Genomic DNA, 18,380 nt, shown 5'->3' with positions numbered 1-18,380 from the left:
ATTCACGCACTCACCTCATTTGCAATTTGTAATATTGCATCTTCCAATCTTGCTTTATGTGTTTCTAACTGTAATATACGAATTTGATATTTTGTTAATAATGATAAAACCGTTGTTGTCATATCAAAAGATGCCTTTAGTTCATATCGTATATGTTCACCCGTATGTTCTTTTTCATATTGAATTTCCTTCAGCCCTAAAGAATACTCTAATCGTTCTATCGTTTCATTCTTCATTTCAGGAATCACAATTTCTAAACGATATTCACGGACAATAGACTGGATAATTTTATCGGGAGTTCCTTCATAAAGAAGTCGTCCTTTTTCAATAATATAAAGGTGATCACAAAGTTCCTCTACTTCTTCAAGATAATGGCCCGTTAACAAAATACCCTTATTTTGTTCCTTCGCCAATCGATATACCATTTCTCTCAGCTTTTTCGCTACAGGTGCATCAAGTCCTAATGTTGGTTCATCAAGAAATAAATAATCTGGATCATTAATAAGACCTCTTGCGATTTGCAAACGTTGCTTCATTCCCTTTGAATATCGTTCTACAGGCGTATCAGCAGCTTCTTTGAGCTCTACTTGACCAAGGAGAAACTGAATACGTTCCTCTAGTTCGGCTCCTTTTAATCCATACAAACTCCCGAAATATTGTAAGTTTTCTTTACCTGTTAAACGCCAATATAACATGCGTTCTCCACCTGCAATCATATTGATCTTTTTCTTTACAAGTAAATCTTGCTTTGTACTATCTATACCATCAATTGTAATGGCACCTGAAGTTGGTTCAAGAAGCGTAGCTAGCATTTTAATCGTTGTTGTCTTCCCAGCGCCATTGACACCTAGCAATCCTACAATTTCTCCTTTTTGAATTGTTAAATCTAGTCCATTTACCGCTTCAACTACTCTTCTTTTTTTACGAAAAAAACCTACTTTCTCTTTTAACTCATACCGCTTTACAAGTTGTATTGCTTGTATCATGATAAGCCCTCCTATGCAAAATGTTTTTCAATCACATACTTTTCCATTCGTTTCATCGCATATACACCCGCAATAAAATACACAACTCCTAATCCCAATAACCACATAAGTTCAATTTGTATGGAAGCTAAATTCCCACCTTCAATGATACACAATCGAAATGCTGATAAACCATGTGAGAGCGGCATCAATACACTCATAGGTTGTAAAAATGCAGGAAGATAACCTACTGGAAAAAACACACCACTGACAAGGCTCATAAAAATAAACAATGTATTTTGTGTTAAATATGTATCACGAAAATAGAGCATAAAAGTCCCCAACACTAGTGCTTGAGCGAATATAGCAAAAAAGAAAATAAATAATAAAAGTACCACTGGTATCATATTTATTTCTCGAAACTGTAATCCGAAAAACAAACCAAAAATAAAAATCGCGATAAATTCAAGTCCCACACGCAATATTCCTTGCGCAGCTGCTCCTAGAAAATAACCTTGCCGAGATGATGGCGTTAATAATAAAACATCAAGCGTCCCTTCACGCAGTTCGGTTATCAATGTCCGGCTCACAATCATTAATAGAGAAACAGAAAATGAATAAAAAATAGCTCCTAATATAACGTAAGAAAGATAATCATCCGTCTTCCCTAACTTTGCAAAATTAGCATCTAACTTTCCTTGAAACATAAAATGATATGTTAGATAAGCAAACAATACGATATATACACCAGTTAAAATATGCCCTAAAAAAAATGACCATGGGTACGCTCTACGCATCGTATAGAAATCACGACGAAATGTAGCCATAAACGTTAGCCACATGTTCTCCCCTCCTCTAATTTTTGAACAATTGGGAAATCCATAAATTGATCTAAATCAACACGAATTTGTTCTAATCGTTCTCGATTTGTTTTATAAAATACGTGATAACCTTTTCGTTCCTTTTGTATAAGACCTGTAGACTCTAACATTTTTAAATGATTGGAAACCGTTGACTTTGTAAGACTATACCGCTCTGTTAATTGCTGTGTACAAAAAGATTGAAAGGATAAATCTCTTAGCATTTTTAATCTCGTTTCATCTGATATCGCTTGTAGAATTCGCAAAAGATCCTTTGGTACTTCATCTGTATACGACGATGCGATTTCCACCTCATAATAGACTTTTATATGAGTAGAAATAAGATTATCTATTAGTAAATGAGGTGCGACAAAAGTTGATGGATATAATGTAATTGCTGATAAATCCTCATAACGATATTGCCAAGTACGGGCTTTTAAAAAGATTATTTCCTTTTCATCAATTAAAAATCTCGGATGCAAGTTTTTAGAAAGGGACAACGGGTTTTGTTTGATTGTTTCTTTCACATCATATACAGATCGTTCTAGCCATGGTTCTATTTGAAATAACTCTCGTGCAAAATAGCGCTGATGATATTGATATAAAAAATTACAAACTAATTCTTTCTCTAGCTTAGGAAAAAATGATTGAAAGCCTTTTGTATCCGTTACTCGTAATTTTTCAATCCCTTCTTCAACATAGACTTCAGCCTGAAACTCAGAGCACCAATCTATAAAATGTAACCAGTCATCGCTTTTCTCATTAATCTCATATAATATTTCTTTTTCCTCCTGATCCATCTGATTTAATACATTTTCTGCCCACTCTAATCGTTTTACATGATGGGTAGGATTAGATAAAACATGTAAGCTTAATAACATTTCGCGAAATGGTGAATATACAACTTTAACATGTCGTTCAAACCATGATGTAACTCGCAACATAAATTCCCCTCTCTTTGATTCGATTTCTATCGAATCAATTTTATAATTTTGCAAAATTATTCAGTATATTAACAACTTACAATGTAAACGTCAATGAAAAATTAGAAATATTTTCATAAAATAAGACCTCAGCTACGCTAAGGTCTTATTACTTAATTCTTTTATGTTTTTAAAATACAGGAGTGTTTCTTTCTCTTCTCCCTCATCAAACAAATTGAGTTGTTTAATGATTTCAGCTGCAAACTCGACATAAGCAGAGCCAACTGCTGTAATGATTTTCCCATCCACTGTTACATCTGTACTTTGTTTATACTTCCACTCATGGAGATGTGCTAGACTCTCCACTTCTGGTGTTAAAGAAGTTGAAAATCTTTTATTTTGCAACACATCAGCTGCTTGTAATAAAGCGGTTCCTGCACAAATACCAGCTAACCATTTATTTTGTTCATTTATCTCCCGGGCAAGCGATAATAACTTAGGATTTTCTAGATGATGAAAGATCTCTCCGCCGGGGACAATTAAAATCTCATACTCTTTTGCAATTATGCCATCTATGGAAATATGCGGTTTACACTGGAAACCTCCTTCTCCTGTAACAGTCGCATTATCTACACTTGCTGTGACAATTTCAAATCCCTTACTCTTTAAAAATAAACTCGCTAGATTCACTTCGAATTCTGCAAATCCATCAAATAGAAAAAACAATGCTTTTTTCATTTCATCAGCCCCTTTACTTTCGACACACTTATACATATTCGAAAGTAAAAAAACTTCTCCTTCTAAAAACAAACCTGCTAATGCAGATTTGTTTTTACCTTATCTTCTATTAAACCCTTTTTTACTCAAAAACTCCTTCATATGCATTCTTTTCTCTTTTGACATAAAAGCACTCATTGATCCTGTCCATGTTACATCCTTTTGATTTGTAGATCTTCCCTTATAATATTCATTAGTCGTACGGTCATATTCCTCTAGTAATTCATCATATTTATTTTCGTCATATACGTTTTCATGTAAAATCGCTTCAACTGGCAAACGCGGTTTCACTGCATGACTTTCATTAGGTACTCCAACTGTCATCCCAAATACCGGGTATACTTTATCTGGTAAATGGAGCAGTTCACTCACTTCTTCTGGATTATTCCTGATTCCTCCAATATAACAAATGCCATATCCTAGTGATTCTGCAGCGAGCGCTAAGTTTTGTGCAAATAAGGATGCATCTACTGTAGCTACAATAAAGTCCTCTGCACCATCATGTTTAATCTCTGTTCCATGTTTCTCACATGCTGTTTCTAAGCGCTTTAAATCTGCACAGCAAACAAAAAATGCCGCGCAATCTTTCACATGACGATTACCTGATAACTCCGCCAATTGCACCTTTAAATTTTCATCTGTAACGTACATAACTGAATACGCCTGAACAAAATGTGATGATGCTGCATACTGCGCTGCTTGTACCATTCTTTCCACTATATTCTTAGGAATTGGTTCTTGTTTATATTTCCGAACTGATGTATGTTGCTCCATTTTATGTATCATCTCATTCATAGTAAAGCCTCCTTATTTCTTATTACTGAAAAATTAACATATCCTTTTCATTTATCACAACTTTTATGCCCATCTAAAAACTTCTATATAATATGCTCTTTTTTCACCTCAATTAAAGCAGAACCCTTCAAACCTATACAAAAAGAGAACGAATTTTTAACCATTCGTCCTCTTTCATTCTTGAAAAAATAAATCGTTTAAGCTGCTCTCAGCACTTTAACACCTTTAACAATATTCCAAACAAAGTAATAAATACCTACAATTGCAAAAGTTACATAGGTTACAATCATTCCGATTCCAACACTTGCGGATTCTCCAAAACTTAAACCGAATACACCTGAAAATGCCAATCCACCAAACAAAATTGCATATGGAAAAATGTGTGTCCAAAATGCCTTTTTCGCATGATATTTCACATCATCTTCTGCAATAAAGTAGACGATGATTGGGAATAGAAACGGTGCAAAGAAAATACTAAAATAACAAAGTGAAGATAAAATATTATTGCCTTTCATACGATTCACTCCTAAAGTTTCGTTGTTTTTGTTACCTTTATTATGGCACTTCACTACTTTAGGAACTATCGTTTTACCTTTCAATCAGATTACATTTTTGTAAGATTTATTACTATATACGATTCGTTAGCCAATACTGTGTAATCGCAAAATATTCCCTCACATTTGACTGAATAATAATCGATTTAGGTGTTTTCGCAGGAAGTCCATTTACCTTCAACCCTTGTTTTTCAGCAATTTTTTTGGCCCGAAACATATGAAAATCATTTGTAACAATCATCCCTTTTTTCTTATTTGCTGGAATAAGAGACTTTGAGAATTCAATATTTTCATCTGTATTTGTAGAACGATCTTCCATTATAATTCTTTGTTCTGCAATACTTTGTGTCATTAATCCTTTTTTCATAGCCCGTGCTTCTGAAATATCTTCTCCTTTTCCTTTACCACCGGATACAATAACAATCGTTTGTTCATGTGTTTTTAAATATTCCGCTGCTTTATCAATACGATATTGTAAAGAATAAGAAGGCTCTGTTCCTTTCACCTTTGCTCCTAAAAGAATCATGTAGTCTGCATCGTTCGGTGCTTCCATATGACCATGCTTATAAATGTTATATTGTAAAATTCCTATATAACCTACTATAATCATTATCACAACTAAACTATACTTCATCATCTTTTTCTTCTTTATCATTTACATTTACTCCTATTTTTTCTATTTTCTCATCATAATATTCTTCTCATTATTTGTATAGATTTAATTTCCTAAATAACCCTCGATAAGTAATATTTACAATAAATAAAGGGAATAGTGGATAAGGTATATATAAGATAATGGGAACTTTGCATTAAGGAGTGTAAACATTGATTGTTTTTTTATGTAATATAACCTTCTTCTTTTTATTATTTCTTATCTCGCTTAAACTACTAGGAAAATCCGCACTCGCACAGCTTACACCACACGATTTCGGGGCGATTATCTTTTTATCTTATTTAGCTTTTCGAGCTATACCGGTTGATGGCGCTCTGCAAGCTACTGTAGGTATAATTGTGATTACATGTCTTCATCTCTTGATTACAAAATTGAGCTTGCTAAATAAACTGAATCGTTTCATTCTTGGTCACCCCATTATTTTAATTAAACATGGAGATATTGTTTTTGAAAATCTAAAGAAAAGTAGATATCCAATTGCTGAGTTACTATCTAATCTTCGCGTAGCAGGATATCCTAGCGTACATGAAATCGAATATGCCATTTTAGAAGCGAATGGCGCCATTAGTATTTTACCAAAAAGAGAGCTTGTTCCTCTCACTCCAAAAGATATGCATATAGATGTAAAATATGCAGGATTACCAATTGCCCTTATCGTTGATGCACAAATTCAATACGATAATTTAAAATTAATCCATAAAAATGAAAAATGGCTTCGGAAAGAGTTACTAGAAAAAGGATTTGAAGATATAAAAAACATTGCATTTGCTTCTGTACAAGAAACTGAAGGCTCTTTTGCAATTAGCCTAAAAAATAAGAAATCCCCTTAAATACATTAAGGGGATTTCTATCATGCCACATGTTCTCTTTCTATATTTCGTACTGATACAGGATGAGAAATACGATTCATCCCAAATACAACAATCGCTGTTAATACTTCAGATACAGGCATTACAAGCCAAATTCCATTTACTCCAAACAATTTTGGCATAATCCATAAGAGTGGAATAATGAGTAATAAACCGCGGTTCAAAATAATCAAGATAGACTTTCTTGTTTGTCTCACCGATTGGAAATACTCTCCATATACAATGTTATAGCCAAAAAATACATATTGAACAAAGAACAGACTCATTCCTGTTACAGTTAGTGTCAGTAACTCTTTTGATTGAACATCAAATAAACCAATAATGTATTCCCCAAAGAATAATCCGCTCACAATTGCTACACATCCAAGTACAATAGCTGTTTTGACTGCAAAGTTTAGTCCTTCCTTCAACCGTTCAGGTAAATTTGCACCGTAATGAAAACTTGCAATTGGTTGCAATGCCGCTCCAACACCTAAGAATACTAATAGCATCATGGAGTGAATACTATTCACTATTGCGTAAGATGCTACACCTAATTCTCCTGCATATTTCATAAAGGTTATGTTAAAACCAATCGTTACAATCGCTACTGTTATTTCTGCGGTGAAACTTGGAAAACCAATCACCATAATTTGTTTGACTGTATTCCATTCAAAATGAAATTTCGTCCATTTTAAAATGCTACTTTTTCTAAAGAAATGACTTAATAAAACAAGAAAACCAATTGCTGCTGACAGGATAGTCGCTGCCGCCGCTCCTGTTACACCCCAGCCAAAAATAAAAATAAAAATATAATCAAAAGCAATATTTAACAACGCTGTTACAACAAGCCCTGCCATCGCTAAATTTGGATTTCCGTCGTTTCGTATAAATGTACTTAAAATATTTTCTAATACGTATATCATTCCAAATGTTAATAATACAGTTAAATAGTCTAATGCATATGGTAAGATTACTTCATTAGCTCCAAATAAATAGGCCAAATCTTCTATTCTCCATAAACAGATGACCATTAAAGCACCAACAATTACAACAGCCACTGTCATAGACTGAGTAAAAATGGATCTCGCTCGCTCTATTTTATTTTCACCTAATGCTATGGAATATAGTGTAGCTCCGCCCATTCCAATCCACAATGATATAGAGAAAAAAATGGAAAAGGCTGGGATAGCAACGTTTACTCCCGCTAAGCCATTCGCTCCGACTCCTCTGCTAATCATAACGGCATCGATTACAATATTCACCGACATTAATACCATTCCAAGAACCGCTGGTATTAAATAAGATATAAATAAATTTTTCATTGGTTTTTCTCTTAATTTCTCAGTTGTTTCCATAATAAAATGCTCCTTTTCAATTCTCTGTTCACATTTTAAACCTTCAAGCAACTTGAAGGTCAAGTGAGAATTCAAAATACATTTTTGTTATACAACCTCTTACTTCTTTTTTATTACCGGGATTTGTATTTCTGTAACTTGCTCTTCTGGATTCTCCGTCACAGAACAGTCAATTAAAGCGAGCTCAATTGCATCCCCAGACACTTCATATCCTTTCTCCTTGATATCCATTAACAGCTTCTTATAAGTTCCATCCGTTTTTTCATATGGCCCATGGTGATAAGAGCAAGCGAACATTCCTTCTTTAATTTCATCTGAAGTAATAATTTGAAACGGCATATAATCAAGGAGAATAAAAACACTGTTATATGCTTGAAATTCATTTTGAAGCAACCCTTCTTTTGACACTGTCACACCTAGGTCTCCTGAAAATAAACTATCATCTATTTGCTTCATATTTTTTTGGAGTGAATGGATATAATATTCAAACATATCATCCGTTATATTTGGTGCAATAGCTAACGCTGTAATTTTTCTCTTTGGTAATTTTTTAAGTGTCACATTATTAGCTTTTGACTTTGTAGCTTCTTTCATCAAATCGATTTTATGCTTCATTTTAGCCAATGCATATTCAATTTCTCTTTGTTTTTTTAACATCATCTCTTGTTGTTTTTTAAGTAAATTTAAGGCATAAGATGGGTTTCTTTCATCAATATATTCCTTTATTTCTTTTAAAGAAATATTTAACTGCCGTAAAAATTTAATTGTATCTAAAAGTGCAAATTGGTCGATTGTATAATATCGATACTTTGTTTGTGGATCAACAATGGATGGATGAAAAATACCTTTTTCATCGTAATAACGTAATGTTGACTCCGCAATATTATGCATTTTTGCCATTTCTCCAATAGTAAAGCGTTGATTGAATAACATATTTTCTACTCCGTTTCTTTCAAATAAATTGATTCGTTAAAAACAAATTTGTTTTTCTTCCCCTTCATTATATAGACATTTATTCCTTATTCAAAATGAATCATCCCCATGAAAATCTTCCGATTTAACATTGATTTTTCTTGAAATTTATTATATATTTATTACAGGTTCAAATTACGAGTTCAAAAGAACTCGTATAAAGACCTCTTGTTTAATGTGTTTTACATATTAGTACATTAGGCAAACTACGAGAAATCGTTTAATAAAAACAAAAAATGAAAAGGAGAGATGAGATGGAATTTTTCTTTCAAATTGCGTTAATTTTACTAAGCACCAAAATTGCTGGTGACATTAGTGTGAGATTAGGACAACCTTCTGTACTCGGGAAATTAATTGTTGGTATTGTAATTGGTCCGGCGGTATTAGGTTTAGTTAACAATTCAGATTTACTCACACAGTTAAGTCAAGTAGGAGTTATTCTCCTTATGTTTATGGCAGGTCTAGAAACAGATTTAAAAGAACTAAATGAAAATCGCAATTCATCTTTAGCTGTTGCTGTTGGCGGTATTATTCTTCCATTTGTAGGTGGTTATGTTTCAGGACTAATTATGGGTATGGAACAAGCAAATGCTGTCTTTTTAGGATTACTTCTATGTGCAACAAGTGTTAGTATCTCTGTACAAACACTTCGTGACTTAGGAAAAATGAAGACTCGCGAAAGCACAACAATGTTGGGAGCAGCTGTATTTGATGATATTCTTGTTGTTATTTTACTAGCATTTGCCATGAGTTTCTTAGGCTCAGGTGATGTAAGCTTAACAATGATTATTTTGAAAAAGGTTGTTTTCTTCCTTTCTATCATCCTAATCGGTTGGAAAGGTGTTCCAATGATTATGCGTTGGTTATCACCACTGCGCGTATCAGAGTCTATAATTAGTGCGGCTCTTATCATTTGTTTCGCTTTTGCATATTTCGGTGAACTATTAGGAATTGCAGGCATTATCGGAGCATTTGCAGCAGGTATTGCTATCTCTCAAACAGATTACAAACATGAAGTAGAAAAGAAAGTAGAACCAATCGCTTATGCAATGTTCGTTCCTATCTTCTTTGTAAGCATTGGTATGAATATTACGTTTGCAGGCATTGGAGATAAAGTATGGTTTATCTTGGCTTTAACTGTAATTGCTGTATTAACAAAACTGATTGGTTGTGGCTTCGGAGCGCGCATGACAGGATTTGATTTACAATCATCTACAATCATTGGGTCCGGAATGGTTTCACGCGGTGAAGTTGCTCTTATCATTGCAGGACAGGGGCTTACTTCTGGACTACTAGCACAAGATTACTTTACAGCAATTGTAATTGTCGTTATTTTAACAACAATGATTACACCACCAATGTTAAAATATTCTTTCGGTGTAAAAGATAAGCAATTAAAACAAAGTGCATAATAGCTATATAGAGTACTAGTTTCATAATATAAAAAACGAGATGATTCTCTTCAAAAGACAATCATCTCATTTTTTATCATTTTAACCGAGAAGACCCCCTCCTCTAAACGAAGTGAAGGTGGGGGATGAATCGTTTTTTTTTAAATACGTTCCATCGCTGTCTTCAATGTCCCGACAACAAAAGCAATTTCTTCACTTGAAATAATAAGAGGCGGTGCTAACGTTAAAACATTATTATAGCCTGCTGTTGTCATTCCGTTACGTCCAATGATTAATCCTTTTTCTTTACAAGCATTCACTACACTGGTAATTTTATCATTATCAATTGGTTCTTTTGTTCCTTTGTCATTTACCAACTCAATGCCAACTAGCAACCCTTTCCCTCTAATATCTCCAACAAGTGGATGATCATCTCCTATTTCTTCTTTTAATTGCTCTAATAAAAGCGATCCCATTTGTGCAGAACGCTCAATTAAATTTTCGTTTTCCATAATCTCTAAGTTTTTAAGTGCTAACGCACAAGCTGCTGGATTGCCACCAAACGTGTTAATATGACGGAAAAATTCATATTCTCCCTTTCCTTTAAATGCTTCATAAATCTCTTTCTTCACTGCTGTTGCTGATAACGGTAAGTATGCACTTGTAATCCCTTTTGCCATTGTAATAATGTCAGGCTTTACATCATAATTCATAAAACCAAACGCTTTTCCTGTCCGACCGAAACCACAAATTACTTCGTCACTAATTAGCAATGCACCATGTTTTTGACACGTCTCATGAACAGCTTTCATATAATCTTGCGGGGGCATCAAAATTCCTCCGCCTGTAATAATTGGTTCCATAATCAATCCAGCTATCGTTTCACTTAGTTCCCACGTCATAACACGATCAATTTCTTTCACACACTCTACATCATAAATATTTTGTGACGAAATCTCTGGCATTCGGTAACAATCTGGTGGCGTAACATGTAAAAAACCAGAAGCAAATGGCTCATACTGATACCTCCGCTGTGCCTGTCCTGTCGCTGCCATCGTCGCCATTGTATTTCCATGATAACCACGATAACGTGACATAAATTTATAACGGTGTGACTCTCCCTTATGAGCATAATATTGACGAGCAACTTTAAATGCTGTTTCATTCGCTTCCGATCCACTGTTAGAGAAGAAAATAACATACTCTCCTCCAAGCCATTCATTTAACTTTTCAGCAAGCTGAATTGCAGGTTCATGAGATTGTGACATTGGAAAATATGATAATTTTTGCAATTGCTCATACGCTGCTTCAGCAAGCTCTTTTCTTCCATATCCACTATTCACACACCAAAGCCCACTCATCCCATCTAAGTACCGTTTCCCCTCTATATCTTCTACCCAGCATCCTTCTGCTTTTGCCCCAACCATTGTACTATTTGGAATAAAAGGACGCATTCCATGCCACACATACTTTTCATCCTTTACTAATAATGCATCTGATTGTTTCGTTTTCATCATACATTCCACCTTCCAAAACAACTTATATTTTCCCAAGCTGTACTGGCGCCATGATGAGATAAAACTTTTCCCTATTTATTTTCATTCCACATGAACAAAATAAATCCTACCGACTGCCGAGTAATATTTTCAAGCAACATTACAAAACAAAAGAGCTCTCCAAGCAACTGGAAAGCTCTCTTTCTTCTTAATGCGCAGACACGTCACTAACTCCATGACCTGTGTTAGATTTAACAAGGATTTCATCGAACTTCGCTGCATCTTCTTTCTTACTTGAAAAGATTGTCCCTAAATACGCTGCTAAAAATCCAAGTGGAATAGAAATAATTCCAGGTGTTGTATAAGGGAATAATGCTTTTCCAACAAAGATTGCTTTCCCAGCTTCGGGATTCCAAACATTCGGGCTTAGTGCCACTAATACGATAGCTGATACTAACCCAACAACCATTCCACAAATTGCTCCTGTTGTATTAAAGCGTTTCCAATAAATTGTAAACAAAATCACTGGTAAGTTAGCACTTGCAGCAACCGCAAATGCTAACGACACTAGAAACGCAACATTTAACGTTTGAGCAAATAACGCTAAAATAATAGATAATACAGCTACACCAATTGATGCATAGCGTGCCATGGACACCTGCTCTTTTTCTGTTGATTTTCCTCGGCGAATAATTTCATTATAGAAATCATGTGCGAAAGCTGAAGCGGCTGTTAAAACTAAACCAGCTACAACGGCTAAAATCGTCGCAAATGCAATTGCAGAAACGAATGCAAATAAGAAATCTCCCCCAAGTGCTTTTGCTAATAAAGGTGCTGCCATATTACCAGCTGGATTTGCCTGAATAATTGCAGCATTCCCTACAAATGCAGCTGCACCAAAACCTAGGAAAATGGTCATAATATAAAATGCACCAATTAACCACGTTGCATATACAACAGACTGACGTGCTGTTTTCGCGTCACGAACAGTGAAAAAGCGAACAAGAATATGAGGTAAACCAGCTGTCCCTAAAACAAGACCTAAATTTAAAGAAATCGTATCTAATCCATTTTTATATTTCACACCTGGATTTAAAAATGCCTCTTTTAGAGGTGTTGCCGTTTTCATCTGCGCAAACATTTCTGTCACGCTAAAATTAAATTTAGCAAATACAATTACTGAAATAATAAATGTCCCTGCCATTAGCAAGACAGCTTTTACAATTTGCACCCAACTCGTCGCTGTCATACCTCCGAAAATCACATACACCGTCATTAACGTTCCAACAATTAAAACGGATGTCGTATATTCAATCCCTAATAATAATTTAATAAGTGCTCCTGCTCCCACAAGCTGTGCAATCATATAGAAAATTGAAATCGTCATCGTATTTAAAGCTGCAACTCCGCGCACTTTTCTCGCATCAAAACGTGCTGCAATCATATCAGCTAATGTATATTTCCCTAAGTTTCTAAGCGGTTCAGCAACAAGATATAATACAACTAAATAGGCAACAAGAAAGCCTATGCTATAAAAGAAACCATCAAATCCAGTTAATGCGATTGCCCCTGCAATCCCTAAAAAAGAAGCAGCTGACATATAATCTCCCGCAATGGCCAAACCATTTTGCCACCCAGTTAAGCCTCCTCCTGCCGTATAAAACTCGCTCGCATTTTTCGTCTTTTTCGATGCAAAATATGTAATGACGAGCGTACCAAGAACGATAATTAAAAAAAGTGCAAACGCCGTTACGTTCAAATTTATCCCCTCCCTTTTTGTATATCTTGAAGAATTTTTTGCGAAGTCTTGTCGAACGATTCCGCTTTTTTGTTATACATCATACATAACGACCACGTCATAACAAATTGTGTAAAAGCAAAGATCCACGCCCATGTAACATCTCCAAACGCTGGTGTATTCAACACTTTTGAATAAGAAGTCAAAAGCGGCAGAGCAATAAAAAAGCTTAAAAAGAAAATGCTCATCGGAACAATAAACTTTCGCTTCTTTTCTAGCAATGCTTGAAATTCCGCTGACTGGACGACTTCTGTATAATTTACCTCACTTTGCAACTTACGTGCTGAACTCTCTCGTTTCATTTGTCCTCTCCCCTTTCCTTCAACCCTTAAATAAAATTCCCCCTCATAAACCAAAAACCGAATTTTATAAATATTCAGAAACTTACATTTATTTTAGACAATCTCTTCTCCTCTGCAAAGATTTTTCGATAGACATTTTTCGTCATATTTTCCCAATTTTTTAATATATTTTTTTAAAATAAAAAGAAGTGCTTATCGCACCACTTTCTTGTCCTTCTCTTTTTCTAAGTTACGTGCCGTCCTACTTAATTCAACATCTTTTCCGTTTTTATAAGTTCCAAATAAGAAATCATAAACTGGATTCGACACACCAAACCAATAATTTTCATTTTTATAATGATGCAAAATATGTTGTTTTTTTAGCCATCTACCAAAACCAGTCAAAGGACGGATTGGTCTATGCGCTATATAATGTTTCCATTCATAGACGAGCAACATGACAATCATCCCAATTCCAAATGAAAATGTAATCGTTATATTACTTGTAAGTCCATACAGAATGAACAAATAAATTGCAAATCCTGTCATGCTATACCATACTGGTAAAAATAATAGCTTTAAATCATCCGGGTACACATGGTGATCATAATGTAATCTCTTTAACATTTTTAGTAAAAATGGATTTTTAGGAGGTTTCATATGAAATAAAAACCGATGTGTTATATACTCATTGATTGTATAAAAAACGATTCCCGCAAGACATGATAAAATCGCCACCCCTGTAAATAATTGCATTTTCAAAATAATGATAAACAATATAAATACTCCAAACATAATCACAATATCATGTTGGAAAAAGAACTCCTTCATCACCCTTTTCATTCATCCTCTCCCCTTTCTTAGAAAAAACAGCCATAACATATCGTTACGACTGTTTTCATTCTATCTATCTTATTCTCTTTTACTCACAAATTTGCTCGCTGTTCTATTGTAGAGAAAAAATTTTGCGAACCAAATATATTTTGTTTCGGTATAATGTGTTCAACTGCAAAGACAGTTACTTCACCTCCCTGTACCTCTCCAATAATCAGTCCCAGTATTGCATGATTTACAGCAAATGTTAGCTGCTTTGTTTGAAGTAGTCTTTCAACAGTTTGAAGAACGGCCTCATATAAAGGGTCCCTATCCGTTATTTCTTTTCGAATTTTTGGTGCTAATGTAATGATAATTTCTTTTCCATTAACTGTGGTTCGATACATAAAAATCTCCCCTTCAATCTTATATGAACAACTGTAAAGCTTTATACGCAAAATGAATCGAATACCCGACTAAGATAAAACCAGCTCCCGCTGTAATATAACCGAGTACCTTTGGTTTAAGTACTGTGCGTCCAAAATGAACAGAAAAGGCAATATTTAAATTCCATAAAATAATGCCACCAATTATGCAAAGACTATATAAAAAGGCCTCTTGTTTTGTTACTTTCGTGAGCAGTGAATTAAGCGTACTCCCATATACACCAAACCAAAAGACAAGATTTAACGGATTAGATACCGCAATTAAAAACCCTGCCATAAAGGATTGACGAAGTCCACCTACCTCTTCTTGTTTATATTCCATATTTGAATGTAAAATTCCTTGTTTTACACTTTGAAATCCTAAATAAAACAATAAGAAAAAACCTATACAATACATAAATGCTTGTACATATGTATACATAAATACAGAAGATAATCCAAAGTAAATAAGCAGCATAAATAAAATATCTGCACTCATGCCTCCTATCCCAACAAGCCAAGCATGCCAAAACCCACGTTCGATCCCTCTTTTTAACATTTCAATATTAATTGGCCCTACTGGTGCCGCTAGTGAAATTCCTAGTATAAATTGCTGTATAATTGCTCCAAACATCGCTCTATCCTTTCTATATCATTTTACTATTAGCTAATGTAAACAGTACTAAAAATAGACTAACTTTTATAAAAAATATACATATATAAAATGCCCTTTTTTATCCAAAATATGCAAAAAAGCCATCCTTAATGATGGCTTTCATTTTAGTACTTTATGATGAAATGGACATTTCCCTTCGATTGGTTCGATGTCATCTCCAATAAAATATTGTTTCCATTCCTGATGATTCGGATCACCATAGTGACTAATATTGGGATGTTTCGGCAGCTGATCCCACTTTTCCACTCGTTCTCTAACCGTTTGTCTGGAATATGCCCCTTTCAGTCGATCTCCTTCTAATCCATCAAATATGATCCGTGGCTGAAATCCTATAATGAGCGAATTTCCTAAATGCCTCGTTTTTCTCTGTTTATAGGCAGGAGCATTCCCAAATGCAAACATCGGCTCCCCACCAAATGAAAATTCCCATAAGTAATGATCTGGATTTTTTGGAATTTGCTCTGGCCATGGCTGTTCATCCTTTTCATGTAAATATTGTAGCACTCTCCAAAAGTATATGCGGTAATATTCGAGCGATCTTTCTTCACACTCTGGCTCAACAAAAAGAAAAAAACCTCTTCTTACAACTGGTCGCTCATTCATTAACTGTAAAAAAGAAAACAGAGTCTTGGGTAAATGACTCCAATCATCCTGAGATAAAAACGAGTAACGAAGTTCATTTTTCTTTAAGGCCGTTAAGCCAAAATAGCACGGAAAAGTTGGCTCTAATACAACATTAGAAAAATTCTCAAATTCTTTTGAAACCCAACTTGGTATATCACTCCTAGTTTTAATTTCTTGATTATCTAACAAATAAGACTTACTCATTCTCTCACCTCATTATGTACAGCATTCATTTAAGCATATTAAGAATAAAAGTTGTCCTATACCATTTTAAAAACTTGTGTAAAAAAATTATTTGAAAATACAAAAATATAAAACCGCTTACTTGACTAAAATCTACCATTTCGTGTATATTTAAAATATCATTTAGCAGAATATTCGATAATATAGCATTTTCAGTTTTATGGATTCGCAAATATTTCAAATGAACTTCACTAAATGAAAAAGTAATCGTTTTTTAGGAGGAATTGTAACATGCAAGGAAAAGTAAAATGGTTTAACAACGAAAAAGGTTTTGGATTTATCGAAATTGAAGGTGCTGACGATGTATTCGTACATTTCACAGCTATTCAAGGCGAAGGCTACAAAGCTTTAGAAGAAGGTCAAGAAGTATCTTTCGACATCGTTGAAGGAAACCGTGGACCACAAGCTGCTAACGTAGTAAAACTTTAATCCAACATATAACAGGAGGTTACCTTATTTGGTAACCTCCTTTGTTATTCCTTTGTATATTTCCTTTTTGCAGAGTAAAAACTATGTGAAATGTGACAGAATACAAAGGAGGAATCGACAATGGGTTCACATGTAAATGATTTTGAAGAAGTAAAATTCCGCGTAGAAACAGCACAAAAAATGGTAGGTTCTGCAACAATTACAATGGATCCTGAATCACTGCAGCATGCGACAACTGCAGTAGAATCTGCACGCTCTCAGCTTGAAACAATGAAATCTGTTGCAACAGATTTAGACGAGCCTTTCTTAATGAATGAAGAAAAAAAACTAAGCCTATGCGAACACCAATTGAAAGAAGCTAAGCATTAAAAAAACATCCAGAGATACCTCTGGATGTTTTTTATGATAATTGATTGCCATATTCTTTTAACTTCGCTCCCACTGTGCATTGCCGAATACAAAAAGAATGGGCATAGTACTTACTTTGTGTTTTTCTATAGTGTTCTTGTAAAAAACATCCTTCACAATACGTCTCTAATAAATCATTTACCTCTATAATGAGCTGCTTCTTATTCACCAGTGCACCTCTCTATTCTGTTACTTCCTTATGACTATCGATCGGTGTCCCTTCCAATGCTTGCGCGGCCAATTGATGTGCTTCTTTATTTTGTTTTCTTGTTACTGGCTCACAGACAAGCTTCAATTTCATTTGCTTTGCTTTTTGTTCAATTTGATCTAAATAGTGATTCAAATGTTCATCATAGCATGGCCACTGTCCAGCTAATTGCTGAAGTACGACTTGAGAATCACCATGAAGCGTAACTGATTCATATTTGATTCCTAATTCTTCTAATACATCCATTCCATATAATAACGCTGCATACTCTGCCTCATTATTATCATATATACCTTCTATGTAAGCATTTCGACGAACACGATACACTTTTTTCCCTTTTTTATAGTACACGCATATTCCAAGTCCCGCCTCTTTCGTTTCGATGTCATACCCTCCATCAAAGTAAATGCGAATTTCTTGCGGATCTTCTTCCACTTGTTTACTCAATTTTTTCATTTCTTTCAGCGTCCATTCCGCGCCCATTTCATCGTAAAATACGAGTTCTTTTACTCTTCCCGTTTTCTCAAAATCCACTGCAAATTGGAGAGCTTCTTCCATACTCATATAATCTGTTATTAATTCTGTTTGAAGACCATGTTTTGTTTTATACAACCAATTCATTTTATACTTCATACTATTTTCCCCTTATATAAGACTTCATATTTTTATTTTATTATATTTTACCAAGAGTCACAGTATTATATGCGAATGAATCAAATCATATTGTAAGTAACTACCATTATCTGAACTTAACTTAGACTGCTCTCCTAACTCACAAGAAAGAGGAGCGTCTGTATGATTAGAAGGGCTTCATCCTCCATCAAAGTCCTTTGAACTCCTCAAAATTTTGAGATAAAGTGAAA

The 18,380-nt window shown here is 34.5% G+C and carries 22 protein-coding genes; 4 read left to right on the top strand and 18 right to left on the bottom strand.

The annotated features are described in order from the left end of the window. Window positions 1–2: 2 nt before the first annotated feature. The 7 genes from C564_RS0102710 to C564_RS0102680 all read right to left on the bottom strand — a co-directional run bounded on the left by C564_RS0102710 (window position 3) and on the right by C564_RS0102680 (window position 5,526). Window positions 3–986 (bottom strand): ABC transporter ATP-binding protein, encoded by a 984-nt coding sequence (locus tag C564_RS0102710; RefSeq protein WP_018764340.1) that lies wholly within the window; start codon window positions 984–986, stop codon window positions 3–5. 11 nt (window positions 987–997) lie between these two features. Continuing rightward, window positions 998–1,807, bottom strand: coding sequence for an ABC transporter permease (locus C564_RS0102705; RefSeq protein WP_018764339.1), 810 nt, complete (start codon window positions 1,805–1,807; stop codon window positions 998–1,000). Further along, window positions 1,798–2,769 (bottom strand): ArsR/SmtB family transcription factor, encoded by a 972-nt coding sequence (locus C564_RS0102700; RefSeq protein ID WP_018764338.1) that lies wholly within the window; start codon window positions 2,767–2,769, stop codon window positions 1,798–1,800. Before C564_RS0102700 ends, C564_RS0102705 begins: the two co-directional genes overlap by 10 nt. 132 nt (window positions 2,770–2,901) lie before the next feature. Beyond that, window positions 2,902–3,486 carry a DJ-1/PfpI family protein gene (locus C564_RS0102695; protein ID WP_026008444.1) on the bottom strand — a complete coding sequence of 195 codons (585 nt, stop codon included), beginning with the start codon at window positions 3,484–3,486 and terminating at the stop codon, window positions 2,902–2,904. A 99-nt stretch (window positions 3,487–3,585) separates the two neighbouring features. After that, window positions 3,586–4,320 (bottom strand): oxygen-insensitive NADPH nitroreductase, encoded by a 735-nt coding sequence (gene nfsA, locus C564_RS0102690; protein WP_018764336.1) that lies wholly within the window; start codon window positions 4,318–4,320, stop codon window positions 3,586–3,588. Window positions 4,321–4,517: 197 nt separating this feature from the next. Then, complete coding sequence (locus tag C564_RS0102685) at window positions 4,518–4,835, bottom strand: DUF4870 domain-containing protein (protein ID WP_018764335.1); 318 nt, start codon at window positions 4,833–4,835, stop codon at window positions 4,518–4,520. 112 nt (window positions 4,836–4,947) lie between these two features. Beyond that, a complete protein-coding gene (locus C564_RS0102680; RefSeq protein ID WP_026008443.1) occupies window positions 4,948–5,526 on the bottom strand; it encodes a YdcF family protein in 579 nt (192 codons plus the stop codon). A gap of 173 nt (window positions 5,527–5,699) precedes the next feature. Between C564_RS0102680 and C564_RS0102675 the strand changes: the two genes are divergently transcribed. Then, window positions 5,700–6,377, top strand: coding sequence for a DUF421 domain-containing protein (locus C564_RS0102675; protein WP_018764333.1), 678 nt, complete (start codon window positions 5,700–5,702; stop codon window positions 6,375–6,377). Between the two features lie 20 nt (window positions 6,378–6,397). Here the strand turns inward: C564_RS0102675 and C564_RS0102670 are convergent, their stop codons facing one another. Both C564_RS0102670 and C564_RS0102665 read right to left on the bottom strand, forming a co-directional pair. Continuing rightward, on the bottom strand, window positions 6,398–7,756 hold the full coding sequence (locus C564_RS0102670; protein WP_033794770.1) for an MATE family efflux transporter: 1,359 nt from the start codon (window positions 7,754–7,756) through the stop codon (window positions 6,398–6,400). 96 nt (window positions 7,757–7,852) lie between these two features. Continuing rightward, window positions 7,853–8,686 (bottom strand): MerR family transcriptional regulator, encoded by an 834-nt coding sequence (locus C564_RS0102665; RefSeq protein WP_003196509.1) that lies wholly within the window; start codon window positions 8,684–8,686, stop codon window positions 7,853–7,855. Window positions 8,687–8,979: 293 nt separating this feature from the next. Here C564_RS0102665 and C564_RS0102660 point away from each other — a divergent pair, with 293 nt between their 5' ends. Beyond that, complete coding sequence (locus C564_RS0102660; RefSeq protein WP_018764331.1) at window positions 8,980–10,137, top strand: cation:proton antiporter; 1,158 nt, start codon at window positions 8,980–8,982, stop codon at window positions 10,135–10,137. Window positions 10,138–10,277: 140 nt separating this feature from the next. Here the strand turns inward: C564_RS0102660 and C564_RS0102655 are convergent, their stop codons facing one another. The 7 genes from C564_RS0102655 to C564_RS0102625 all read right to left on the bottom strand — a co-directional run bounded on the left by C564_RS0102655 (window position 10,278) and on the right by C564_RS0102625 (window position 16,433). Continuing rightward, complete coding sequence (locus C564_RS0102655; RefSeq protein ID WP_018764330.1) at window positions 10,278–11,630, bottom strand: aspartate aminotransferase family protein; 1,353 nt, start codon at window positions 11,628–11,630, stop codon at window positions 10,278–10,280. A gap of 190 nt (window positions 11,631–11,820) precedes the next feature. Then, window positions 11,821–13,371, bottom strand: a complete 1,551-nt coding sequence (locus C564_RS0102650) for a solute symporter family protein (RefSeq protein ID WP_003196504.1) — start codon at window positions 13,369–13,371, stop codon at window positions 11,821–11,823. Between the two features lie 2 nt (window positions 13,372–13,373). Next, window positions 13,374–13,712: a DUF485 domain-containing protein gene (locus tag C564_RS0102645; protein ID WP_018764329.1), complete on the bottom strand. Its 339-nt coding sequence runs from the start codon at window positions 13,710–13,712 to the stop codon at window positions 13,374–13,376. Between the two features lie 192 nt (window positions 13,713–13,904). Then, complete coding sequence (locus C564_RS0102640; protein WP_018764328.1) at window positions 13,905–14,534, bottom strand: sterol desaturase family protein; 630 nt, start codon at window positions 14,532–14,534, stop codon at window positions 13,905–13,907. 83 nt (window positions 14,535–14,617) lie between these two features. Next, window positions 14,618–14,911 carry a hypothetical protein gene (locus tag C564_RS0102635; RefSeq protein ID WP_018764327.1) on the bottom strand — a complete coding sequence of 98 codons (294 nt, stop codon included), beginning with the start codon at window positions 14,909–14,911 and terminating at the stop codon, window positions 14,618–14,620. A 19-nt stretch (window positions 14,912–14,930) separates the two neighbouring features. Continuing rightward, a complete protein-coding gene (locus C564_RS0102630; RefSeq protein WP_018764326.1) occupies window positions 14,931–15,563 on the bottom strand; it encodes a LysE family transporter in 633 nt (210 codons plus the stop codon). A 141-nt stretch (window positions 15,564–15,704) separates the two neighbouring features. Continuing rightward, window positions 15,705–16,433, bottom strand: a complete 729-nt coding sequence (locus tag C564_RS0102625; protein WP_018764325.1) for a YqcI/YcgG family protein — start codon at window positions 16,431–16,433, stop codon at window positions 15,705–15,707. Between the two features lie 270 nt (window positions 16,434–16,703). Between C564_RS0102625 and cspB the strand changes: the two genes are divergently transcribed. Next, on the top strand, window positions 16,704–16,901 hold the full coding sequence (cspB, locus tag C564_RS0102620; protein ID WP_003196492.1) for a cold shock-like protein CspB: 198 nt from the start codon (window positions 16,704–16,706) through the stop codon (window positions 16,899–16,901). Between the two features lie 120 nt (window positions 16,902–17,021). Beyond that, a complete protein-coding gene (locus tag C564_RS0102615) occupies window positions 17,022–17,270 on the top strand; it encodes a DUF2564 family protein (RefSeq protein WP_003206638.1) in 249 nt (82 codons plus the stop codon). A gap of 31 nt (window positions 17,271–17,301) precedes the next feature. Here the strand turns inward: C564_RS0102615 and C564_RS34305 are convergent, their stop codons facing one another. Then, window positions 17,302–17,478 carry a zinc-finger domain-containing protein gene (locus C564_RS34305; protein WP_003196489.1) on the bottom strand — a complete coding sequence of 59 codons (177 nt, stop codon included), beginning with the start codon at window positions 17,476–17,478 and terminating at the stop codon, window positions 17,302–17,304. Window positions 17,479–17,490: 12 nt separating this feature from the next. After that, the gene (locus tag C564_RS0102605) at window positions 17,491–18,150 is read right to left on the bottom strand and encodes a ribonuclease H family protein (protein ID WP_006094345.1); all 660 of its coding nucleotides are present in this window, start codon (window positions 18,148–18,150) and stop codon (window positions 17,491–17,493) included. Window positions 18,151–18,380: the final 230 nt, after the last annotated feature.

The organism is Bacillus sp. 105MF, from assembly GCF_000374885.1.
Taxonomy (GTDB): Bacteria; Bacillota; Bacilli; order Bacillales; family Bacillaceae_G; genus Bacillus_A; species Bacillus_A pseudomycoides.
Note: the sequence above shows the minus strand (reverse complement) of the source record. Positions and strands in the feature narration are given on the sequence as shown.